We start from the raw sequence: 25,171 nt of genomic DNA, 5'->3' as shown, positions 1-25,171 counted from the left end.
AATAATCATAATATAACTGAGCTCCTTATTTGTTATTTTTGGTTTTGTCACTAAAGATTATTAACAATTTAAGGCTCAGTTATGTTATTTTTTGAATTGAATTTATTCAATTACTTGTAAAGTGGTGTTTTATTTATATTATTATTAATAAATTCTTTAAACTCAATCATATAATCTTCTGGTTTTTTTCCATCTCCATATCCCAGAGAATGTTCTTTTAATTCATCTTCATGGTTTGAAACTATAATTGTATTATATCCTTTTTTAGGTTTATCCAAGAATTCAAATAAGTCTTTTTTATCTTTTAACTTATTTACACAATCTTGAGTATTGCTTGTTTTTAAATTATTAATAAATTCATCAACATCTAATCCACCAGCGTAAGATATGAACATATCTATATCATTATTTTTTAGATTTTTCTTCTTTCTGTGAAGCTTTGCTATTATTTGATCTATATGTGATTTTTGTTTTTCCTGTGTTTCAAGTTTTAATAATTCATCTAAAAGCGTATTAAACTTTACTGTATTATTTGCTACAACTGGTTTCATATTGTTTACAGATTCTAAAGTTTCATAAAGTCTTACTGGATCATATATATTAAAATGCGTTTTTTCTATATCAGAACACAATCTTGTAGCTCTTCCAAGCATTTGTTCATATAATATTCTTGATTTTACTTTTCTTAAAAATACTAAGTTTGTAATAGCTGGTACATCAACACCTGTAGTTAATAAATCCACCGTAACTGCAATGGTTGGATATACTTCATTTTTAAATCTTTTAATTGTTTCTAGTGGTTTGTTAATAGAGCCTGTAATTTTCATTACTGCATCATCTTCTACTTCTATTCCTCTTTCTTCATAAATCTCTTTTATAAGCTTAACTATCATATCTGCATGAATATCTGTAGCAGCAAATATTAGTGTTTTTTCTGGTCCGTCGGGACAAATATCTTTTGTTATTTCTTCTAAAACTACTTTATTAAAGCTCTCTGTTATCACTTTTTTGTTGAACTGATCTACATCTATATTAATATCATCTGTAAGTTCATCGCTATTAATTATTTGGTTGGTAATAGGATCGTATATAGGAATGACATCTCCTTTTCTATATTTAATCCCTTCTGTATTCAGTGCTGTTTCTAAATGATGTGGAAGTTCATGGTCTACCAAATATCCATCTATAACAGCTTCTCTATATGAGTATTCAAATATTGGTTTTCCAAAAATAGCACTTGTATGTAGTGCTGGTGTTGCTGTAAGCCCTATTTTTACTGAATCAAAATACTCTAAAACTTTCCTATATTTACTTATATAATCCTTTTCGTTTCTAAATCTAAGTTCATCTTCTCCCATTTCTTTATCTAGTATATATCCTCTATGAGCTTCATCCACTATTATGCAATCATAATCATCAATATTAGGAATCATTTCTTCATCACTACTATACATTATTCTTTTTACCATACCTTGTACTGTTGTTATATGAAGTTTTGTTGATTGCTCTGGATGTTTATGCTCTAAGCCTTTTACATCATATATCTGAGTAAATGTAAGCAGATCTTCTATTACCGCTTCTTTGAATGTATCTTCTGCTTGATTTCCAAGAGCTGATCTATCTACCAAAAACAATATTCTCTTAAATCTTTTAGATTTTATAAATCTATATATAAGTCCTACTATAGTCCTTGTTTTTCCTGTACCTGTTGCCATAGAAAGTAAAATATTTTTTTTATTATTTGAAAGTGCATTTTCAACAGATTTTATTGCTCGTACTTGATACTCTCGAAGGGAGAGTCCATTTCTATCTGTTAAGTAATCAAAAGATTCACTTTCCAAGTTTTGTTGTGCTTTTTCAATATCTCTCTCAATTAAATCCATAATACCTTCAGGTGTATAAAATGATTGAAGAGCTCTTGAGTGATTAGTGCTCTTTCTTGCATCTAAAAACCATGTTCCAGATTTCTCTTCTAATTGTTTTAAATATGCTCTACCATTTGTAGCAAATATAAATGGTACAAAACAATTATTCCACTTATCTATAACATAATTAAAGTGTTCTTTTTTTATATTTTTAGCGTATTCTTTAGCTTGATTAATATCCGAAGGTATATCCTTACTTCCTTTTTTAGCTTCTATAATTCCTACAAGCTTTTCATCAATGAATAAAGCATAATCTGCTCTTCCACCTTTTGTTGGCCATTCAGCTATAGCTAAATTTTTATTTTTTTCAGGTCTTGTCCCATTAGCATATCTTAAGTTCTTTGTGTCAACTTCCCAACCACATTTTCTAAGCTGCATATCTATTATTTGTCTAGTTTCATCTTCATTAAGTTGAATTAAAGATGCTGATTTTAATGATTTTTCTTGTCTTTCTTTTGCTGTAATTTTATTCTCGTCGGTTCTAAGCTTCTTTAATTCCTCTTCTAAAATCAATAACTTTTCTTCATAGTCTTTTAGTATCTCGTCATTTTCTGATAATGTATATGTACTTTCATCTGGCATAACAAACTTATCTGGCTCAAAATCCCATTCACCATAAGTCTGCATAAACCATACCCCTAATTTAAAGGTAAGACTTGTATTAGTTTTAGCATCTTCTACACTACTATAATTTTCATGTGCTGCTTTATTTCTATTTGTTCTAAGCACATATAGTATTTGATCTATTTCATATGGCAATAAATCATTATTTTTTAATATTTTTATTTTTGTAACTTGTTTATTATCCTGTGGACTATCTAAATTATCATAAGCAAACATATAATCAACTATATGTTCTCCAATCATCCCTAATTTGATCAATGTAGTATTTGAATCATTATATATGTTCTTTTCTGCAAGCTTTCCTAAATCGCTAAGAACTGGCCATTTAGATTCTAAAAAAGTGAAGTTGCTTTTAACCAAATCTATCCCTCCAAATATCCATCTATTTTTACATATAATTATATTATTTTCCAATATATTCTTATAGATAGTATATCATAGATAGACTTTAAAAATTTAAGATTTAAAAACTACATAAAAAAATAAAGGGTATCAAAATGTTAGCGAATGATTTAAATGGTTTTGTATAAAACTTGTATTACATCGTTTGAATATCCGTTAAGAAAGTTCGTTGTTTGACCGTTAGGGAGTTTAGAACTTTTAGGATATTCAATAAGATGTAATACTTAGTTTTATAAAAACATTTAACACATGAGCGGTATTTTGATACCCTTTATTTTGGGTTAAAGAGCTAATCTATATTTTTTATCTTCTAGATCTCTTTCTCTTGATTATTTCTTTTATATCATTAACCTCTTGCATATTTAAAATATTCGCAACTACAAAGAATACTCCAGCTCCAATTAACGTATCAACCGTTACCTGAATTATCTGTATAGTCTTATCATTAACATCAAAATAATTATTAAATATTACATTTAATATAACTATTACCACACCCATAGCAATAGATGCGATTGTTGATTTAAAGAATGACGCAATTATTTCCTTTGAATTTATTCCGTTCATTTTTTTACCTAACGCTTTAAACAACATACTCATATTTATAAAGCTTGTTATAGAATATGCAAGTGCTAATCCATTCACCTTTAAAGGTGTACAGAGCCCTAAAACTAAGCTTAATATTATATTTCCAAACATAGCTATAAAACTTATTTTAACTGGAGTTTTAGTATCATGATTTGCATAAAAACCTCTTGTTAAAAGCTGCACTCCACCTTGAAATGCAAGTCCTAATGTATAAAAAACAAGTATTGCAGCAGTTACCATAGCATCTTCTTCCTTAAATTCACCTCCTACAAATAATAATCTTATCAAAGGTACTCCTAAAGTCATAAGTCCTATAGCCGATGGTATAGTAACGAAGAATATGTTTCTCATACCCATGGCAAAAGTTTCTCTAAAATCTTCTATCTCTCCTTTAGCTATTTGAGAAGTTATAGTTGGGAATATAACTGTTGCTATACTAACAGAAAAAATCCCTAAAGGAAGCTGCATTATTCTATTAGCAAGTCTTAAAGCAGTTATACTTCCAGCATCAAAAGCCGAAGCTATATTTTGATTCACTACAAGATTTATTTGAGTAACAGATAAACCTATCATAGCTGGAACTATTAATTTAAATATTTTTCTAACTCCAGGATGACTTAAATCAAATGTTAATCTATAGTATTTAGATTTTTTAGATACAAATATAAATTGATATAGAGCATTTGATACAGCCCCTATAACAACCCCTATAGCCATACCTTTTATTCCAAATGTAGACGATAAAAATATAGTTCCAAATATTATTCCAAAATTATACAGTATAGGTCCTATTGAAGGCGCATTAAATATCTTATAAGAGTTTAGTACTCCTGTTTCAAGACCAGCAAGTGCAGTAAATGTTACAGCTGGAAACATAAATCTTGTAAGCTCTATAGTAAGGTCTAGTTGTTCTCCTTTAAAATTATACGCAACAAGAGGAACTAAGTACTCAGCAAATGTCATACCTAAAATAGATAAAACCATTAAAAGCACAACAGTTATATTTATAAAAGTAGAAGCAACCTTCCAAGCTTCCTCTTCTTCTCCTTTTGATAAGTAACTTGTAAATACAGGTATAAATGCAGAACTTAAAGCCCCTCCTATTAAAAGGTAATACATCATATCTGGAATAGTAAAAGCAGCAAAGAAAGCATCAGTCTCTATTCCTCTACCAAATTTATTTGTCATTATAACTTCTCGTACAAATCCTAGTAGTCTACTCAGTATCATTATTAGCATTACAAATACTACTGTTTTTGTTGTATTTTTGTTATTTTTCATAAAATACTCCTTTACTTTTAAATCTCACTATGTAATTATAATTAATGTTACAAATAAAGGATAACTTAAAGCTAAGTTATCCTTTTCTTTTTCTTCCCTTAGATTTATTTTTTCTATTATTTTTATTATCAAATTTGCCATTACTCTTTTTATTTGATCTATCATCTGATTTATCATTAAATTTGCCTTTAGGTTTATCATTAAATTTACCCTTTTGTTTATCATTTGATTTTTTATTATTTCTATTATTACCACTAGGCTTCTTATTGAATCTACTAGAATCTTCTTTTCCTCTAGCACCTCTTGGTTTTATCAAGCACTTAGCACCAAATCCTATAAGATCTTCTCTTCCAGCTTTCATCAAAGCTTCATAAACCAAATCATAGTTTTTAGGATTTCTATATTGAAGAAGAGCTCGTTGCATAGCTTTCTCAGTTTTAGTCTTTGGTATATATACTTTTTCCATAGTCAAAGGATCAAGTCCAGTATAAAACATTGTAGTAGACAAAGTTCCAGGAGTTGGATAAAAATCTTGAACCTGTTCTGGTTGATATTTAATATCTCTTAAATACTCAGCAAGCTCAATTGCAGTATCAAGTGTACTACCTGGATGGCTTGACATTAAATAAGGTATTATAAATTGTTTCTTTCCTAATTGATCATTTATCTTATAGAATTTTTCTCTGAATTTATCATAAGTCTTTCCTGCTGGTTTTCCCATATACTTAAGTACCTTAGGAGATATATGTTCAGGAGCTACTTTTAGCTGTCCGCTAACATGGTGTTCTACAAGTTCCCTAAAGAATTTATCACTCTTATCCGCCATTATATAATCATATCTAAGTCCCGATCTTACAAATACCTTTTTAATATTAGGCAATTTTCTAAGTTTTCTAAGAACACTTAAATATTCACTATGATCAACATCCATTTGCTTACATGGATTCGGAGATAAACATTGTTTATTCTTACAAGCCCCTGATTTTAACTGTTTTTCACAAGCAGGCTTTCTAAAGTTTGCAGTAGGTCCACCAACATCGTGAATATATCCCTTAAAGTCTGGATACTTAGTTATTTCTTTAGCTTCTTCAATTATAGATTCTTCACTTCTACTTTGAACTATTCTTCCTTGATGGAAGGTTATCGAGCAAAAAGAACAACTTCCAAAACAGCCTCTAGAACTTACTATACTAAATTTAACTTCTTCAATCGCAGCGATTCCTCCCTGCTTTTCATATATAGGATGGTAGTTTTTTTGATAAGGTAATTTATATACATTATCAAGTTCTTCTCTTGATAACGGCATTTGAGGTTTGTTTTGAACAAGATACTTATTAGCATGTTTTTGTACAACCATAGTTCCCGTTATAGGATCTTGAGCTTCATATTGAGTCTTAAATGCTTTTGCGTATTCTATTTTATCTTTAAATACGTCTTTAAAAGATGCTACCTCTACATAAGGATCATACAGTTCTTCTTTATCATCTACAATATAGCAAGTTCCATCTATATGTCTTATATATTTCACATCATATCCATCATTCAAGCAATTTGCAAGCTCAACAACAGGTCTCTCGCCCATACCGTATATAAGCATATCCGCTCCACTATCTACAAGCATTGATTTTCTAACTTTATTTTCCCAGTAATCATAATGAGCAAATCTTCTAAGACTTGCTTCAACTCCACCTATAATTATAGGTATATCCTTATAAACTTCTCTTATTTTATTACAATAAACAATAGGCGATCTATCAGGTCTAAGACCCATCTTTCCACCTGGAGAATAAAAATCTTTCTCTCTTAATCTTTTGCTAACTGTATAGTGGTTTACCATAGAATCCATATTACCCGAATTAACTAAAAATCCAAGACGTGGCCTTCCAAGTTTTTCAAAATCATCAGTGCTTTTCCAATCAGGCTGAGCTATTATTCCAACCTTATATCCTTCATTTTCTAATACTCTAGATATTATAGCTGTCCCGAAACTGTGATGATCAACATAAGCATCGCCCGTTACTATTATAAAATCTAATTGCTCCCAGCCTCTATCTATCATATCTTGTTTACTAATAGGTAAAAATTTATTTTGTGTCATATCAATCACCTGCCAATTTTTATTCTGTAGGAATTATAATATTTTTATTTTAAGTATAACTTACATCTATTTTTGAGCAACGGAGCCCGGAGGACTCGTTGGTGACATGAGCTATGCGGTAGCATAAAGCGAATTTTATCTAAACATTATTTTGTATGCCTGCATTTCTCTAATAGGTGCTAACTCTTCATCTTCTTTTGCATATTCAAGAAGTTTATCACTAAGATCTATTGCTTTTATTAAATCCTTAAGAGCTAATTCATTCATTCCAAGCCTAACATAAAAACACGCTCTATTATAATATAAAACCGATGTTTCAGGGCTATTTTTTATTCCCTCACTTATAACATTACAAGCCTTCTTATATTTTTGTTGTCCCTTGTATATTATACTTAAGTTTAAATAAGAATATGGATTTTCTTTATCCCTATCTATACACATTTCATAATATTTTATGGACTCACTTTCTCTTCCTAACTTTTTAAGTATAACGCCCATGTTAAAAAGCGCCGTAAAATGATTCGAAATAATTCCTAAGCCTTCTTTAGTCATCTCATACGCTAATTCATTTTCATCCATTTCTTCATACAATGAACCTAAATTAGTGTATGCCCAAAAATCATCTGGATTAAGTTCTATAGCTTTATTGTAGTTTTTTATAGCCTGTTCACTCTCTCCTATTTCATCATAAGCACTAGCTAAAAAAAAGTAAGCCCTATCGTATTTATCATCAATCTCAACAGCTTTTTCATAATACTTAATAGAAGTTATATAGTCCTCTTTATTATCATACAAGACTCCAAGTCCAAAATAGGCTCTAGGCTCATTTTCATCTATACTTAAAACTTCTTCATATTTTTGTTTTGCAAAATCATAGTTTTCCATATCATCATATGCAAGAGCCATATCTAAAAGTAGGTCTATATCTTCACTTCCACCTTCAAGTTCATAAGCTTTATTGTAAAAATTTATAGCTTTAATAAAATTTCCATCTTCACAAAATTTATTAGCTATATTTTTATAATTATTTATCATATAAGTATTTTTCATATTTTGTACCTCTCTAATGTATTGTATTACCCATTAATTATATCAATAGTTAGATATTTTACAACATTTTTAGAGTTTTAATCTAATTTTTTCTTAAATTTGATAGAAGATATGCATAATAATACGGTTCCAAATATAAATAAAATAACTACATCCTTTATTAAATAACTAAAACCTACACCCTTTAATATAATCCCCCTTAATATATTGAGAAAATATGTAAGAGGTATAAAATAGCCTGAAAGCTGAACTACAAGAGGCATAGATTCTCTTGGAAACATAAATCCTGATAAAAGTACACTAGGTAAAATAAATAATATAGTAAGCTGCATTGCATGAGCTTGATTATTAGCTATGGTTGATATAAGCATTCCTATAGCTAGTGAGCATATAACAAATCCAAAGCCTAATAATATAAGTAATAATATGTTACCTTTAATAGGAACGCCAAACCATAGTGTTCCAAAGAACAAGGATATTATAAAATCTACGCTTCCTATCAAAACATATGGTATCATCTTTCCTATTATAAGTTCTGATGATTTTATGGGTGTCACTATCAATAACTCTAAAGTCCCTTTTTCTCTTTCCCTGACAAGGGAAAAAGCAGTTAACATAACAGTTATATTTTGCATAATAAGTCCAATAAGTCCCGGAATTATAAATTCTGAACTTTCAAGGTTTGGATTATACCATACTTTCGTTCTCATATCTATTCCAGGTGTATTTAGATAGTTTTTCCCTGTTTTTTCAATAAAATCCTTAGAAATCTCCACAGAATACATATTAGTAGTGAGCACGCCACTTTGCAGTGCAGTTCTAGCTATAGTCGGATCTGTTCCATCTATAATAAGTTGAACTTGTGATTTTTCATTTCTTTTTAGATGTTTTGAGAATCCAGAAGGTATTATAATAGCAGATTTAACAGTTCCCGTATCTATTAGATTTTGAATACTTTCCATATTATCTACATATATATTCGGATCAAAATAATTTGAATTTTTAAGGGAATCTATATATTCCCTGCTCTCTAACGTCTTATCATTGTCAAATACAGCCATACTTATATTATCTACATCCGTATTTACAGCATATCCAAATATAAATACAAATACTACCGGCATTAACAAAGCTATAACAAGACTTGCCTTATCTCGTTTTATATGAATAAATTCCTTTTTCATTATAGTAAGAAGTCTTTTTAAGCTCATACTATTCACCTTCTCTTTTTTGAATAAATTTCATTTCTTCAAATGACGAACGTATTTTTTCTCCAGTTTGTTCTTCAACATAACTTATAAATACAGATTCTAAGTTGCTACAATTTCTTTCTGTCACCAAATCTGTAGGTGTACCCTTTGCTATTATTTTTCCTGAAAACATAAATGCTATCTCATCACAACTTTGTGCCTCATCCATATAGTGAGTTGTAACTATAATTGTTATACCTTGATTAGATAATTTATGAATAAGCTCCCAAAATATTCTTCTGGATACAGGGTCTACTGCTGAAGTCGGTTCATCTAGTATTAAAAGTTCTGGTTTGTGTATTAATGAACATCCAAGCGCTAATCTTTGCTTCCATCCGCCTGATAAATTTTTTGTAATAGCTTTTTCTTTTCCTTTAAGACCTGCCATTTTTATTAGTTCATCCATTCTTTTATTCTTAACAGAACTTGGTATTGAGTATATGCTAGCATAAAAATCTAAATTCTCATATACAGTTAAATCCTCATATAAACTAAATTTTTGGGACATATATCCTATACGTTGTTTTATTTTTTCCGATTCATTCACAACATCAAGCCCTAATACACTTCCACTTCCATCTGATGGAGTTATTACCCCGCATAACATTCTTATAGTTGTAGACTTTCCGCACCCATTAGGTCCTAAAAGACCATATATTTTCCCTTTTTTTATTTGAAGACTTATATTGTCTACAGCCTTAAATTCTTTAAATAATTTTGAAATATTTTTAACATCAATAACTAAATTATTTTCCATTTAAATCACCTTCTAGTTCTAAATCTACTAGCATACCTGGCTTTAATAAATTTGACTTATCATCTATTTTAATCTTTACTTCAAATACCATCTCTTCTTTACTTTCCTTTGACTCAACATTTTTAGGAGTAAATTCTGCTTCAGATGATATATATATAATTTTGCCCTTTAAATTTTTATCATTTAAATTGTCAACTCTAATATCAACCTCTTGGTTTAAAGCTACCTTGTATAGATATTTTTGAGGAATATATATTTTAACCCATCTATTAGTTAAATTAATAATATTAGCTACATTAGCTCCATTTAACACAAGCTCTCCTTCATCATAATTAATATTTTGAACAACACCATCAATAGGAGAATATATAGTAGCCTTTGACAACTGATACTTTAATAACTCTACATTCGCTTTCATAGAATCTACTTGAGCTTTTGCCTTTTTAATTTTTTCATTAGTAGAACCATTAAGTACAAGGTCAAGACTTGATTTTGATGATTCATATTGTTTTTGCATATTTTGAAAATTAGAATAAGCTTTATCCATAGAAGTTTTGGCCAAGTCTAATTCTTGTTTGCTAATAGCATCTTGTTCATACAGATTTTTAAAATCGTTGTAGTTATTCACTCTATATTCATACTCACTTTTAGCTCCACTTAAAAGAGCCTCTACACTTGCTACGTTTGATTGAGCTTTTTTTATTTCTTCACTTCTTGAACCATTTGATACTTCATCAAAATCAGCCTTAGCAGCATCAAGTTGTGCATTTGCTTGATTTAATTTAATCAAAAGAGAAGTATCATCAATTTGAAGTATCTTATCGCCTTTTTTCACGCTACTTCCCTCATCTACAAATACACTTTTAACAGTTGAAGAGACTTCACTGTTAATATCAACTTCATTAGCTTCTAAAGTTCCTGTATAAACTAAACTTGTATTTTTAGAACACCCTGTCATGCTAAATAATATTAACAATATAATTAAATATTTAAATCTACTCAATTAAATCCCTCCCTTATTTTATTTATCCAAAATCCCATTTAAAAATATGTCTATAATAATATCTATCTCTTGATCTAAATCATTAAACTTGTTCTCACTAGGTATAAAATATCTTTGCATAATCATCATACCACTCATACCTATAAACGATCTTGTCAATATAAAGGAATCTATATTTTTAATTTTTTCTCTTTCCTTTATTTCACCAAATAATTCACTAAATAATTCACTTATCTTCTTAGCTATTTTTTCTAAATAAATTGTTCTGACTTCCTCATCAAACTGCATCTCTTGAAAAATAACTTTTATATAAGGAAAATACTCATTAATAAAATTTTTTCTATCTAAAATTATAAGTTTTAGTATTTCTTTTATAGGTTTATGTTTGTTATTATCTACTATTGACTTTAGGCTATTGAAAGCAAAATTTTCCGTGAATACATCAACAAAATCTAAAACCGCAAAATGCAGTATATCTCTTTTCTTAGAGAAATGCCTAAACAAAGTTACTTCTGCAACTTGTGCCTTTTGAGCTATTTCTAAAGTTGTCGTAGATGAAAAACCCTTTTGAGCAAATACCTCAATTGAAGCTTCTAATATTTTTTTTCTTGTTTTAGATGTTCTGTTATCCATAATAAACCTCCATTATTTTTTGTAAGTTAGTACTTACATTTATTATATGCAAAATAAAAAGAATCTTCAACCGAAGATTCTTAAAAATCACACATTATTTCTTCTTTAGGTATCAATACTCCACTAAATCCATTATAGTTATTAACTAAATCCTTATATTCCTGAGGTAATTGTTTTCTATTATTTAAAATCTCAAGAACTTTCCCAACCTGTTCTTCTATATCCTGAATATTCTTTATACCTTCATACTCATCTTCTAGTAAATACCTTAATATATAGGCATATCCATAAGAATACAGTCCTATTTCTTTTAAATACATCATATCTTTATAATTTAATCTGTGCATTTATAATCCCCCTTTTTGATCTAGAAAATATATTTCAATTAAATATCCAATCAAAATCCCTACACTATAGCAAACTAAGTCTGTCCATAAAAATCCAAACCCTAAAACTAATCCGCCAAAGGTAGTTGCTCTTACACTATCTATAAGCTCTGAATGATATAGTTGACTTAATTCTATGCAGTAACTAAATATCAAGGAGTATGTAGTAACCTTTAATAGCCTAAATTTACTAAATATAAATCCCATTATGAAAAACACCATCAGACCCCATAATGTATCTGGAAGATATATTTTAATAAAATGTGGCATATTACTTAATTTTCTAGATAATAATCCCAGTATTATCACTATTATTATAAGAATAAAATATACATGTCTATTTCTATTATTCATCCTATACCACCTTCATTTTTTCTATAATATACTTAGCAAGCTTATGAGTATCTAAATTAGTGTTCTCCAAACTACTCATACTTCTAAACTTACTACATAATTGGATTTTTGAATCATTCTCAGGAAACACAAGAGAAAAATCTGACTTATTGCTTGTAAATTTCAAATAATCTAAGTTTTTTTCTAAAGATACACAACTAATAAATAAAATAAGTATTATTGCTAATAAAATAAAAATATTTCTTTTAAGATTCATACTATACCTCCTCTCTTTATTCTCTAATCTCCATTCCTAATTTTAACATTATTTTTATATTTTTCAATATATTTATCACAAATATGAGACTTAAAGTCTATTAATATTCTTTCACTTTAAAATTACAAAAAAGAATCCCCCATGTGTGAGGATTCTTTTTTTTATTCTTAAGCCAACTATATTTTTTTTGTTTTGGGAATAAATTGTTAAGAAAGCTACATATACATCTATTTTTAAGCAACAGAGTCGTAAGACTTGTTGGCGCCATGAGTCAGCGCGTTAGCGACTAGAGGAATTTTATTTCATCGCTATTAATAACTCTCTATCAGAAACTACATCAGCTTCCTTTACATATACCTTATCTACAACCCCATTACTTCTAGATACTATAGTTGTTTCCATTTTCATAGCTTCTATTATTATAACAGGTTGATTTTCTTTAACTTCATCACCTTCTTTAACCAACACTTTAACAACCTTTCCAGGAATACTAGCCCCAACTTCAAGTTTGTTGTTAAGGTCAGCTTTAAGAACTGTTTTTACATTCATTGAGAAGTTTTTATCTTCTATTTCAACTTCTCTTCTCATACCATTCAATTCAAATGTAAGTGTTCTCTTTCCATCTTCTTTAGCATCTGCTATCTCTACTAATTTTATAGTAAGAACCTTACCTTGTTCTATTTCTACTTCACATTCTTCTCCCTTGTTTAATCCGTGGAAGAATACATCACTTTCAAGCTTTGATACATCGTTGTATTCATTAAGGTGAGATAAGTATTCTTCATATACCTTAGGATATAAGCAATAACTTATTATATTTCTCATATTAGTATCCATATTAAACTTTTCATCTAGCATTTTTTTAACTTCATCAAAGTTAACATCTTCTAAAAGTTCTCCAGGTCTTACACTAATAGGTTTTTCTCCCTTTAGTACAACCTTTTGAACATCTTCAGGGAATCCTCCCTCTGGTTGACCTATCATTCCTCTAAAGTAATCAACTACTGAATCTGGGAATGAAACTTCTGCTCCTTTTGTAGCTATGTTTTCTTTATTAAGTCCATTCTTAGTCATAAATATTGCTAAGTCTCCAACTACCTTTGATGAAGGTGTAACTTTTATTATATCTCCTAATATTTCATTGGCTTCTTTATAATTATCTTTTACTTCTTTAAATTTATTTCCAAGACCTAAGCTTTCTACCTGTGGTTTTAAATTAGTATATTGACCTCCAGGTATTTCGTACTTGTATATTTCTGCTGATGACGTTTTTAAGTCACTTTCAAATTTAGAGTATACATTTCTAAGTTCTCTATAGTATTCTCCTATTTCATATATTCCTTCAAGATCTATTTTAGTATCTCTATTTGTATTTTTTAATGCTTCTACCAAACTGTTCATAGATGGTTGACTTGTAAGTCCTGCCATAGATTCAACAGCAGTATCTACTATATCAACTCCAGCTTGGGATGCCATTAAAAGTGTTGAAAGTCCATTTCCACTAGTATCATGAGTATGAAGGTGAATTGGTATTTCAACCTCTTCTTTTAATGCCTTTACAAGTTCATATGCTGCATAAGGTTTTAACAGTCCTGCCATGTCTTTTATAGCTATCATGTGAACTCCCATTTTTTGAAGTTCTTTAGCCATATTCACATAATATTTAGTAGTATATTTAGTTTTAGTAAGATCTAGTATATCTCCACTATAACATATTGTACCTTCTACTAAACTTCCTGTATCTAAAGCTTCGTATATCGGTAATCTCATGTTTTCAACCCAGTTTAAGCTATCAAATATTCTAAATATGTCTATTCCTTTATTTGATGATTCTTTAATGAATTCTTTTAATACATTATCTGGATAGTTTTTGTATCCCACAGCATTAGAAGCTCTAAGAAGCATTTGAAACATTACGTTAGGTATATTTTCTCTAAGTTTTTCAAGTCTTACCCATGGCGATTCCTTAAGAAATCTATATGCAACATCATAAGTCGCTCCTCCCCACATCTCAAGAGAGAATAAATCATTCATATTATGACTTACTGCTTTTGAAACTTTTAAAAGGTCGTTAGTTCTAACTCTAGTAGCAAATAGAGACTGATGTGCATCTCTCATAGTAGTATCAGTTATAAATAGTTTCTTCTCATCCTTAACATACTCCATAAACTTTTTAGTTCCAAGTTTTTTAAGTAAGTCTCTAGAACCTTCAGTTATCATAGATTCATCTATCTTAGGTGATTTTGGCATATCAAAATCTTTCTTAGTTTCTTTAGCTTCATTAATTGTTACATTACCTATGAATTGTAAAAGCTTTGTACCTCTATCTTTACCTTCTTTTATTTCAAATAATTCCTCTGTTTCATCAACAAATTTAGTATCACATTTACCTTCTACAAAATCAGCGTGATTTAATACATTTACTAAGAATCCTATATTAGTCTTAACCCCTCTTATTCTAATTTCTTTTATAGATCTTAACATCTTTCTTATAGAGTTTTTAAACGTTCTATCCCAAGATATAGTTTTAACTAATAAACTATCATAATGAGGTGTTATTTCAGATCCTGTGAATCCATTTCCGCCATCAAGCCTTATACCAAAACCCGATCCAGTTCTATAGACATGTATTTTACCCGTATCTGGCATAAAGTTATTTTTAGGATCTTCTGTAGTTATTCTACATTGTATCGAATATCCATTTAACTTTATATCATCTTGAGACTTTATATTTATCTCTTCACTATCTAATGGATAACCTTGAGCTACAAGTATTTGACTTTGAACTATATCAATTCCTGTTACCATTTCAGATACAGTATGTTCAACTTGTATTCTAGGGTTCATCTCTATAAAATAATAATTTTCATCAGCATCAACCAAAAATTCTAAAGTTCCTGCACTATGATAGCCTACATGATTTGCAAGTTTTAGAGCATCTTCACATATTCTATCTCTAACATCTTCGCTAAGTCCAAATGCTGGAGCAAATTCTATTATCTTTTGATGTCTTCTTTGAACAGAACAGTCTCTTTCATAAAGATGAACTATATTTCCATCTTTGTCTCCAAGTATTTGAACCTCTATATGCTTAGGCTTTCTCAAATACTTTTCTATAAATATACAAGCCTTACCGAAAGCTTTTTTAGATTCACTAACAGCTCTATCAAACTCTAAAACTAAATCTTCTTCTTTTTCTATTACTCTCATACCTCTTCCGCCACCGCCATTAGAGGCTTTAAGCATAATAGGATATCCTATTTGTCTTGCTATTATAATTCCTTCTTCTGCGGTTTCAATGGAATGATCAACTCCAGGTATTGTAGGTACATTTGCTTCTTTAGCAACCTTTTTAGAGTTTATCTTATCTCCCATTCTATCCATAACCTCAGGAGATGGTCCTATAAATTCTATACCATTTTCTCTACACATTCTAGCAAACTCTGCATTTTCTGATAAAAATCCATAACCAGGGTGTATAGCATCTACATCCTTTTTCTTAGCTATATGGATTATAGCTTCCATATCTAGATAAGCTTCTATTGGTCCCTTATCTTCTCCCACTAGATATGATTCATCTGATTTACTTCTGAAAAGACTGTATTTATCTTCCTTTGAATATATTCCTACGGTTCTAATTCCAAGTTCTGAACAAGCTCTAAATATTCTTATAGCTATTTCTCCTCTATTAGCTACCAATACTTTCTTAAACTTTTTAATCATTTTTACGCCCTCTTTCTTCGAATTATATTATCATATTAACATATATTGTTCGTGTTTTTCTATGTTTTTCGTATTTTTCTTTTATTTAAACCATATTAGTATAATATTAACCTATATTAAAACTTGCTTTTTAAAATTTTAGATATTTTTTATACCTATATTTCCCTCTTTATTTTATTAATTTTTTTCTTGTTTGCACTTTATTTTATTAACTCATTTCATTATATTCTTAATTAAATAAATTGTCAATCTTTCAATACATTCTTATTGTTCAATTTATTCATTTAATTATTCATTCACCTTTAAATTATAATTTACATAAACTAATTGTAAATATTTTATTTTTTTAAAGTAGGTGAATAGTTTAATGTTTAATAAATATAGATTTTTAATAGCGGGAGTTAATACTAAGGTTCCACTTGCAAATAAAAAAATGGTTAATTATATAAACTTCGATAATGCTGCTACAACTCCACCTTTTTTTTCTGTACTTAAAGAAATACTTTCTTTTTCAAATTGGTATTCATCTATCCATAGAGGAAAGGGATATAAATCCCAGCTTTCTTCAGACTTATACGATGAGTCTCGAGAAATAGTTGCTAATTTCGTAGGAGCAGATATAAATAACAAAGAAATTATATATGTGAAAAATGCAACAGAAGCTATAAATATGCTATGTAACATACTCTGTAATAACAGCGATAACTCTGTTGTTTTATCAACTTGTATGGAGCATCATTCTAATGATTTGCCATGGAGAAAAACTAATATTGATTATGTAAAAATAGATAGTTTAGGCAGACTTGATTTAAATGATCTAGAAGAAAAATTGATTAAATACAATGGAGATGTAAAACTTGTAACAGTTACAGGAGTATCCAATGTAACCGGATATAAAAACCCAATACACAAAATAGCGAAAATAGCTCACAAATACAATTCAAAAATACTAGTGGATGGAGCTCAATTAGTTCCTCATACAAAAGTAGATATGAAAAATACAAGTGCACCAGATCATATAGATTATCTAGTTTTTTCTGCTCATAAGATGTATGCACCTTTTGGGAGCGGAGTATTGATAGGCGCTAAATCTACATTTCAAAAAAAAGATCCAGATTACGTTGGAGGTGGAACAGTAAACATTGTTACCCACGAAACCGTAATATGGGCAGATCCTCCAGACAAGGATGAAGCAGGAACCCCTAATTTAATGGGTGTAATAGCCCTTACAAGAGCAATTAAGACATTATCACTAATAAATATGAACAATCTAGAAAAACACGAGGATAGCCTATTAAATTATGCTATGAGAAGTATGAAGAACATACCTGATATTAAAATATACGGAGATACTAATAATATAAAAGATAGAACTAGTATTATACCATTTAATATTGAAGGTATTTCTCATGAATCAGTAGCAAAAATACTATCTTTAGAATACGGAATAGGAGTTAGAAATGGATGTTTTTGTGCTCAACCTTATATACAAAATCTTCTCAATGTATCAAAAGAAGAAATAAAAGAAAAAATGTTAATTCCTAATTCTCCAAAACCAGGAATGGTTAGAATAAGTTTTGGTATATACAACGACTTTAATGAAATAGATCTATTGATAAAAGCTTTATATAAAATAGTCAATAATAAACAATATTATATAGATAAGTATGAAGATAAAAATATTATTCACAGATGTTAAAATTCGTCTACTCGCTAACTCATATCGCCAACAATCTCTACTGTCTTTTTTGCTCAAAATTCACATGAGTTCATGGCGCCAACAAGTCTTACGACTCTGTTGCTTAAAAATAGTTGTAAATATAAGTTTATTAAAAAGGGTTTAGCATATATTTAAAATACATGCTAAACCCTTTTAATTTTCTCTTATAAACTTCAAATAACTTTCTATATTTCTTTCCATCTTGTTGTCACAAGGTTCATAATATATAGAATTTTTTATATTGTCAGGTAGATATTGTTGGTCTATGTAATTGTTCTTATAATCATGAGGATATTTATACCCTATACCTCTACCTAAATTCTTAGCTCCATCATAATGGGCATCTTTAATATGATTAGGTATCTGACCAACATCTCTGGTATCTAGTTCATACAGAGCCTTATCTATAGCCTTGTAAGCGGAATTTGACTTAGGAGAAGTTGCAAGTAATAACGTCGCTTGAGCAAGTGGTATTCTAGCTTCTGGAAATCCTAATTGATTAGCACTGTCTACGCATGACTTTACTATTGTAATCGCATTTGGATAAGCCATACCTATATCTTCACTAGCAATAACCAGTAGCCTTCTACATATACTTATAAGATCACCCGCTTTTATAAGCCTTGCTAAATAATGCATGCTAGCATCAGGATTACTTCCTCTAATAGACTTTTGTAATGCACTTAATATATCATAGTGACTATCTCCTGCTTTATCATAATTTAGAATATTTTTTTGAGTACATTCCTTAGCCTTTTCTATATCAATAACTATTTCACCATTTTCATTTGGATTAGTTGAATAAATACAAAGTTCAATACTATTAATAGCTCGCCTCAAATCTCCACCGCTTACACTTGATACATATTGTATTGCATTTTCATCAAATAATATACTTATATCAAATAAATCTTTTTTTATAATTGATATGGCCCTTTTAATTCCTTTTACTACATCGCTTTTTTTTATACTCTTAAATTCGAATATAGTAGACCTACTTAGTATAGCCTTATAAATATAGTGATATGGATTTTCTGTAGTACTTGCAATCAAAGTTATCTTTCCATTTTCCATAAACTCTAAAAGCGATTGTTGTTGCTTTTTATTAAAATTTTGTATTTCGTCTAAATAAAGCAAAATACCATTTATGCATTCTAGGCTATCCAAATCTTTTATAATTTTTTTTATATCGTCTAAAGATGAATTAGTAGCATTTATTTTGTAAAATTTTTTATTAGTTTTTTTAGCCACGATATTAGCAACAGTAGTTTTCCCTACTCCAGGAGGTCCATAAAATATCATATTAGTTATATATCCAGATTCTAATATTCGACTTAATATTTTATTCTTACCTATTAAATGACCTTGGCCTACTATATCATCTATTTCTTTAGGCCTTATTCTATCAGCTAATGGTTTCATACACCTCACCACTCTTTATATTAAAAATTAAAAAGCCCTAATATTATTTATTATATCTTTGCTATAAATAATATAGGACTTTAAATTAATGCTACTTTTTAATTTTGTTTAGCTCGTCTAATAATTTGGCATTAAGTATTCTTATATGAGTTCCCTTCATACCTAATGATCTAGACTCTATAACTCCCGCACTTTCAAACTTTCTTAAAGCATTAACTATAACAGACCTAGTTATTCCTACTCTATCTGCTATTTTACTAGCAACAAGTAAACCTTCCATTCCATCAAGTTCATTGAATATGTGCTCAACAGCTTCAAGCTCTGAATAAGAAAGAGTTCCTATAGCCATTTGAACTACAGCCTTCTTTCTCATTTCTTCTTCCATCTCTTCAGATTTAGCTCTAAGAATTTCCAAACATACAACTGTAGCACTATACTCAGCTAATACTAAATCTTCATCCGTAAATACATTATCATATCTAGAAAGTAGTAAGCTTCCTACTCTTTGTCCACTTCCTATAATAGGAACTATAGTAGTAAACTTGCCTGAACCTTCAACATCATGCTTAAATATTTCTAAGAATTTATCTCCAGTTATATTCTCAACAGTCTCTGTAACTTTCATTATATTATCTGTATATTCATCTGGTAATTTTTCTTCACCAGTCTCTTCATCAGATACAATAGCACTGTTTTTAATATCTGTTAAATGTGCTCCTAATATTTTACCTTTTCCACTTATTATATACGTATTAGTATTTAAAACCTCACTTAATATTTCACATAATTGTGGGAAAGAAACAGGTTCTGTACCTGATTTTTGTAGTATTTTATTTATTTTTCTGGTCTTATTAAGTAATTCACTAGCCATAAGTATCCTCCTCTTCAAACTGTATACCTTAATCTATGGAATTAAAAATTTTTAGAATCTTTATAATTTTCCACATCATATACATGACACATTTGAAATGTTATCATAATTATTTAAATTAATCAACATTTTTTAGCTAATTTTCGACTTTTTTTCATAATCACATTCTTTATTTGAACATATTATTTTTTTCTCTTTTTTCGTTTCTTTATGAACTAAATATTCACCACATTTTTCACAATTCTCTCCAGTAGGTTTATTCCAAGAAATAAAATCACATTCAGGATACTTATCACATCCATAAAATACTCTTCCTTTTTTACTCTTTCTAATTATTATATCGCCTTCTTTACATTTAGGACATTTGACACCAGCTTTATTCAGAAGAGGTTTTGTAGTTTTACAATCTGGATAGTTTTTGCAGGCTAGAAATTTTCCGAATCTACCATATTTTATAACCATATTAGATCCACATTTTTCACATATTTCATCTGTTTCTTGTTCTATAGTTATTTTTTCTATTTTTTCTTGTGCTATTTCTATAGCTTCTTCCAATGGTTTATATACCTGTTTGACTACATCCTTCCAAGGTATATCTCCTTCTTCAACTGAATCAAGCATATTCTCCATATCTGCAGTAAAGTCTAAATCTATAAATTTTTGAAAATTCTCTTCCATTATTTCATTTACTAAAAGTCCAAGTTCAGTTAAATGTAGACTATTTCCTTTTTTTTCTACATATTCTCTAGCAAGTATAGTACCTATTGTAGGAGCATATGTACTAGGTCTTCCTATTCCTAGTTCTTCTAAGATTTTAACCAGACTTGCTTCTGTATATCTTGCTGGGGGCTGGGTGAAATGTTGTTTTGGAATTATATTATCCATCTTAACTTCCATACCCTCTTCTATTTTAGGAATTAACTTATCTTCTTGATTGGAAAATGTATATACTTTTAAAAAACCATCAAATTTCAGTTTATGACCTGTTGTTTTAAATATATAATCCCCAACTTTACCTTTTACATTATAACTTTCATATACTGCATCTTTCATCAAACTTGATACAAACCTTGTCCATATAAGATTGTATAGTTTATATTGTTCATCACTTAAAGAATTTTTTATTACTTCAGGTGTTCTATCTATACCTGTAGGTCTTATTGCTTCATGGGCATCTTGCACTTTTTTGCCCTTTTTTTGCTTATTTTCAAACCCCTTGTAATAAACTTCACCTAAATTTTCTAATATATAATCCTTCCCTTTCCCTAATGCTTCATCTGATATTCTGTATGAATCTGTTCTTATATAAGATATAAGACCTACTGTTCCTTGACCTTTAATCTCGATACCTTCATATAACTGCTGTGCAACTATCATAGTTTTTTTTGTAGAAAATCCTAATTTATTAGCAGCTTCTTGCTGCAAAGCACTTGTTGTAAATGGTCTAGGAGCTGATTTACGTCTTTCTTTAACTTCTATATTTTTTATAGTTAAATTCTTATTTGATATATCATTTAATATATCATCTACCTGGTCTTTATTCTTTAAATCTATTTTCCCATCTAAGTTTCCATAAAACTTAAATTCGACTTGTTTTCCTTCTATTTCAGATATTACATCTATTGTCCAATATTCCTCAGGTTCAAACTTATTTATTTCTCTTTCTCTATCACATATTATTTTAGTAGCAACAGATTGAACTCTTCCAGCACTAAGACCTTTTCTTATTTTCTGCCATAAAAGAGGACTTATCTTATATCCTAACAATCTATCCAATACTCTTCTAGCTTGTTGAGCATCTACAACTTTTTCATCTATCTCTCTTGGATTTTTTATGGCTTTTTTTATAGCTTCCTTTGTTATTTCATTAAACTCTATTCTACAATTAGAACATTCATCTAGTTTTAAAATATGAGCCAAATGCCAAGATATTGCTTCACCTTCTCTATCGGGGTCAGTAGCCAGAAAAACTTTTTCAGCTTTTTTAGCTTCTTTCTTTAGTTCATTAATAACGGGTCCTTTCCCTCTTATATTAATGTAATAAGGTTCAAAATCATTTTCTACATCTACCCCTAATTTACTTTTAGGTAAATCCCTAACATGTCCAACGGATGCTTTAACTGTATAATTTCTACCTAAAAATTTGCCTATAGTTTTAGCTTTAGCTGGTGATTCAACTATAACTAAGTTCTTTGCCATTAAGTGCACCCCCAAAATTTATTTTATACTATATATTTTATTTCCTAACTCCGTTACTATACCCTTTATTTCTAAAATATTTAGAATTCCTAATATATCTTTTATATTAAACCTAGTATAATTACAAATAAAATCTACATGCAATGATCCGTTGTTCTTTAATATTGTAACTATTTTTTTTTCATCATTAGATAAATTCATTTGATGTTCATTTTCTTTTATTATATTAGTATTATAAACAATATCATATTCATCAAGTATATCATTTACACTTGAAACGAGCTTTGCACCTTCTTTTATTATTTTATTACTTCCCGCACTCATAGAAGAATTAATATTTCCAGGAATAGCAAAAACATTTTTCCCATGGTCTAAAGCATAATTCATAGTTATTAAAGATCCACTTTTCTCACTTGCCTCAACTATTAAAACTCCATCAGATATGCCACTAATTATCCTGTTTCGCATAGGAAAGTATCCTGGTCTAGCTTCTGTTCCAGGTGGATATTCACTCACTACAATGCCTTCACTTTCAATTATATTGCGCATAAGTTTTATATTCTGTTTTGGATATGGTATATCTATAGAAGATCCTAATACCGCTATAGTTTTCGAGCTCCCATTTAAACAACCTAAATGACTATAATAATCTATTCCTACTGCCATACCACTTATTATATTAATTCCAAGTGATGATAGTTCCTTACTTATTTTATTTGCACAAAACACTCCATAACTCGTAGGCTTTCTTGATCCTACCATTGCTATACAAAACTCATTTAATAAATCATCATTTCCTTTAAAATAAAGTATATGCGGTGGGTCATATATATGCTTTAATCGCTTAGGGTAATTGGTATTATTTATTGTCATGTATCTTATTTTATGTTTTTCTAAATTCTCTTTTATTTCCTCTAAATAAGTCGAACTTCTATAGTTTACTATATTTTTCTTTATTTTTAAACTTATATTTGGTATTTTATATATTTCTTCATCAGATATAATATCAAAATTTTGAATATCAGCAAAATAATCATCTATTTTTTGTATAGTTTTATATCCTATACCTTTTATATGCGACAACAAAAGGTACATATCATCCATATTCATAAATAAACTCCTCAATAATTTATAATTTATTGGATATTATGTACATTTTACATACCATTATACATTAAATAAATTAAAATGCAAAACAAAGAAAATATCTTCGTTTTATAAAACGAAGATATTTTCTTTGTTTTTTTGCCATATTAAGAATTCATTTAACTCAAATTGTATATTGCTTAATACAAAGTATACTACTATCATATCATCTATATATCCTACATTGCCCATAGAGTCAGGTATAAAATCAACAGGACTTATAAAGTAGTTAATAGCTACTATAGACCATATAATAGATTCCATACTAATATTTGTATATTCATCTTCATAATATGCTTTAACTAGGTTATATAAATTTTTCATATTATGAAAAAATTCAACTATTTTTTCTTCATTTTTATCAAATTTCATTTCACTTAATTTATAGTCTACCTGTAAAAGTATTTCTTCTATTTTATTAATATCTTTTGAATAAATTTGAGCATTCTTTCTAGCGTTTTTAAAATACTGAGAACTCAATATATCTTTAGCTACTTGACTTGGCTTTATCATTGGATAAATCATCCTTTCTACATTAATTATATTATTATTATATCAAAATAGTATATATATAGCTTTAATAAATATTCAATACTTCAATATCATAGTTAGATATTACCTTATCATCCATCAAAAAACTAATTATTATTTGAAAAATTGAAAACAATAATATTAAATATGAAAAAAGGATGTGATTTTGTGAGTAAAGAATATAAAAATCCTAAAAAATATGATGATTCAGTTGGTAATCAAGATAAAACAGAGTATGCGCCAGAACTAACAGCAGACAGTAAATTTTATAAAAAAGAAAAAGGAAAAGATAGTACTAATGCAAATATTATGGGATATTTAGCTGTTTTTGCTTCTGTAGTGTCCTTATTCACTTATCCAGTAACATTTGGAGTTATTGGTATAATACTTGGTATAATGTCTATATATTCTGGTGCTAAGACGCTTGGTTACTGGGCAATAGGTATAGGAATAGTAACATCTGTTGCAAGTTTATTCTTTAGAGTAGCTCTATTCTCTTATATGTTCTCTATGTTCTATCGTTAACTCAAATAAAAGAGACTGTATCGAATTAATTCGATACAGTCTCTTTTAATGTAAAATTCATGTGGCTACGTCCTACTCTCCCAGGAGGCTGCCCTCCAAGTACCATCGGCGCTAAGGAGCTTAACTTCTGTGTTCGGAATGGGAACAGGTGTATCCTCCTTGCTATAATAACCACATAATCTTTATTTTGTTATAAATCCAGTATTGATTTTTAATATTTTTGAGCGACTTTTAAATAATTATTTATCCTTATATGTTAGTAAAAATGATTATTTAAGTTAAGCGATGAAATATTATAAATTAATACTCTCAAAATTGATCAGATTTAAATTAGGTTAAGTCCTCGATCTATTAGTATCCATCAGCTGAACTCATTACTGAGCTTACACCTTGAACCTATCAACCAGGTAGTCTTCCTGGGATCTTA

19 protein-coding genes and 2 rRNA genes are annotated in these 25,171 nt (G+C 29.1%); 2 read left to right on the top strand and 19 right to left on the bottom strand.

The features are described 5' to 3' along the window. Positions 1-110: 110 nt before the first annotated feature. The 12 genes from hsdR to Tmeso_RS14735 all read right to left on the bottom strand — a co-directional run bounded on the left by hsdR (position 111) and on the right by Tmeso_RS14735 (position 16,330). On the bottom strand, positions 111-2,963 hold the full coding sequence (gene hsdR / locus Tmeso_RS14790; RefSeq protein ID WP_145993174.1) for a type I restriction-modification system endonuclease: 2,853 nt from the start codon (positions 2,961-2,963) through the stop codon (positions 111-113). Positions 2,964-3,254: 291 nt separating this feature from the next. Next, positions 3,255-4,820: a murein biosynthesis integral membrane protein MurJ gene (gene murJ / locus Tmeso_RS14785; protein WP_099192576.1), complete on the bottom strand. Its 1,566-nt coding sequence runs from the start codon at positions 4,818-4,820 to the stop codon at positions 3,255-3,257. A 76-nt stretch (positions 4,821-4,896) separates the two neighbouring features. Continuing rightward, on the bottom strand, positions 4,897-6,918 hold the full coding sequence (locus Tmeso_RS14780; protein WP_099192574.1) for a YgiQ family radical SAM protein: 2,022 nt from the start codon (positions 6,916-6,918) through the stop codon (positions 4,897-4,899). Between the two features lie 135 nt (positions 6,919-7,053). Continuing rightward, on the bottom strand, positions 7,054-7,968 hold the full coding sequence (locus Tmeso_RS14775) for a tetratricopeptide repeat protein (RefSeq protein WP_242967950.1): 915 nt from the start codon (positions 7,966-7,968) through the stop codon (positions 7,054-7,056). A gap of 77 nt (positions 7,969-8,045) precedes the next feature. Beyond that, positions 8,046-9,179: an ABC transporter permease gene (locus tag Tmeso_RS14770; protein ID WP_099192572.1), complete on the bottom strand. Its 1,134-nt coding sequence runs from the start codon at positions 9,177-9,179 to the stop codon at positions 8,046-8,048. A gap of 1 nt (position 9,180) precedes the next feature. Continuing rightward, positions 9,181-9,975: an ABC transporter ATP-binding protein gene (locus tag Tmeso_RS14765; protein ID WP_099192570.1), complete on the bottom strand. Its 795-nt coding sequence runs from the start codon at positions 9,973-9,975 to the stop codon at positions 9,181-9,183. Continuing rightward, complete coding sequence (locus Tmeso_RS14760; protein WP_099192568.1) at positions 9,965-10,978, bottom strand: HlyD family secretion protein; 1,014 nt, start codon at positions 10,976-10,978, stop codon at positions 9,965-9,967. The genes Tmeso_RS14765 and Tmeso_RS14760 overlap by 11 nt, the downstream gene beginning before the upstream one ends. 18 nt (positions 10,979-10,996) lie before the next feature. After that, entirely contained in the window at positions 10,997-11,611 is a 615-nt protein-coding gene (locus tag Tmeso_RS14755; RefSeq protein ID WP_099192566.1) for a TetR/AcrR family transcriptional regulator, read from the bottom strand. A gap of 80 nt (positions 11,612-11,691) precedes the next feature. Further along, positions 11,692-11,958 carry a hypothetical protein gene (locus Tmeso_RS14750; protein ID WP_099192564.1) on the bottom strand — a complete coding sequence of 89 codons (267 nt, stop codon included), beginning with the start codon at positions 11,956-11,958 and terminating at the stop codon, positions 11,692-11,694. Beyond that, complete coding sequence (locus Tmeso_RS14745) at positions 11,959-12,351, bottom strand: ribosomal maturation YjgA family protein (RefSeq protein WP_099192562.1); 393 nt, start codon at positions 12,349-12,351, stop codon at positions 11,959-11,961. It abuts the gene before it with no gap. 1 nt (position 12,352) lies between these two features. Further along, positions 12,353-12,607, bottom strand: coding sequence for a hypothetical protein (locus Tmeso_RS14740; protein ID WP_099192531.1), 255 nt, complete (start codon positions 12,605-12,607; stop codon positions 12,353-12,355). Positions 12,608-12,904: 297 nt separating this feature from the next. Beyond that, positions 12,905-16,330: a pyruvate carboxylase gene (locus Tmeso_RS14735; protein WP_099192529.1), complete on the bottom strand. Its 3,426-nt coding sequence runs from the start codon at positions 16,328-16,330 to the stop codon at positions 12,905-12,907. A 367-nt stretch (positions 16,331-16,697) separates the two neighbouring features. Between Tmeso_RS14735 and Tmeso_RS14730 the strand changes: the two genes are divergently transcribed. Continuing rightward, positions 16,698-18,029, top strand: coding sequence for an aminotransferase class V-fold PLP-dependent enzyme (locus Tmeso_RS14730; RefSeq protein ID WP_099192527.1), 1,332 nt, complete (start codon positions 16,698-16,700; stop codon positions 18,027-18,029). Positions 18,030-18,203: 174 nt separating this feature from the next. Here Tmeso_RS14730 and Tmeso_RS14725 read toward each other — a convergent pair whose 3' ends face one another. The 5 genes from Tmeso_RS14725 to Tmeso_RS14705 all read right to left on the bottom strand — a co-directional run bounded on the left by Tmeso_RS14725 (position 18,204) and on the right by Tmeso_RS14705 (position 24,201). After that, entirely contained in the window at positions 18,204-19,472 is a 1,269-nt protein-coding gene (locus Tmeso_RS14725) for a replication-associated recombination protein A (RefSeq protein ID WP_099192525.1), read from the bottom strand. Positions 19,473-19,563: 91 nt separating this feature from the next. Continuing rightward, positions 19,564-20,343, bottom strand: coding sequence for a GTP-sensing pleiotropic transcriptional regulator CodY (gene codY / locus Tmeso_RS14720; protein WP_099192522.1), 780 nt, complete (start codon positions 20,341-20,343; stop codon positions 19,564-19,566). A 132-nt stretch (positions 20,344-20,475) separates the two neighbouring features. Then, positions 20,476-22,542, bottom strand: coding sequence for a type I DNA topoisomerase (gene topA, locus Tmeso_RS14715; RefSeq protein WP_099192521.1), 2,067 nt, complete (start codon positions 22,540-22,542; stop codon positions 20,476-20,478). Between the two features lie 18 nt (positions 22,543-22,560). Continuing rightward, complete coding sequence (gene dprA, locus Tmeso_RS14710; RefSeq protein ID WP_099192520.1) at positions 22,561-23,652, bottom strand: DNA-processing protein DprA; 1,092 nt, start codon at positions 23,650-23,652, stop codon at positions 22,561-22,563. Positions 23,653-23,757: 105 nt separating this feature from the next. Continuing rightward, positions 23,758-24,201 (bottom strand): YkvA family protein, encoded by a 444-nt coding sequence (locus Tmeso_RS14705; RefSeq protein ID WP_187296398.1) that lies wholly within the window; start codon positions 24,199-24,201, stop codon positions 23,758-23,760. Positions 24,202-24,387: 186 nt separating this feature from the next. On the opposite strand from Tmeso_RS14705, the gene Tmeso_RS14700 reads away from it, so the two are divergent. Next, positions 24,388-24,744 (top strand): hypothetical protein, encoded by a 357-nt coding sequence (locus tag Tmeso_RS14700; protein WP_099192518.1) that lies wholly within the window; start codon positions 24,388-24,390, stop codon positions 24,742-24,744. A 59-nt stretch (positions 24,745-24,803) separates the two neighbouring features. On the opposite strand, the gene rrf is transcribed toward Tmeso_RS14700, so the two are convergent. Next, positions 24,804-24,920: ribosomal RNA gene (gene rrf, locus Tmeso_RS14695) — 5S ribosomal RNA — on the bottom strand. A 155-nt stretch (positions 24,921-25,075) separates the two neighbouring features. Beyond that, positions 25,076-25,171: ribosomal RNA gene (locus Tmeso_RS14690) — 23S ribosomal RNA — on the bottom strand; the annotation flags it as partial.

The organism is Tepidibacter mesophilus (assembly GCF_002724055.1).
Lineage (GTDB): Bacteria > Bacillota > Clostridia > Peptostreptococcales > Peptostreptococcaceae > Tepidibacter_A > Tepidibacter_A mesophilus.
Note: the sequence above shows the minus strand (reverse complement) of the source record. Positions and strands in the feature narration are given on the sequence as shown.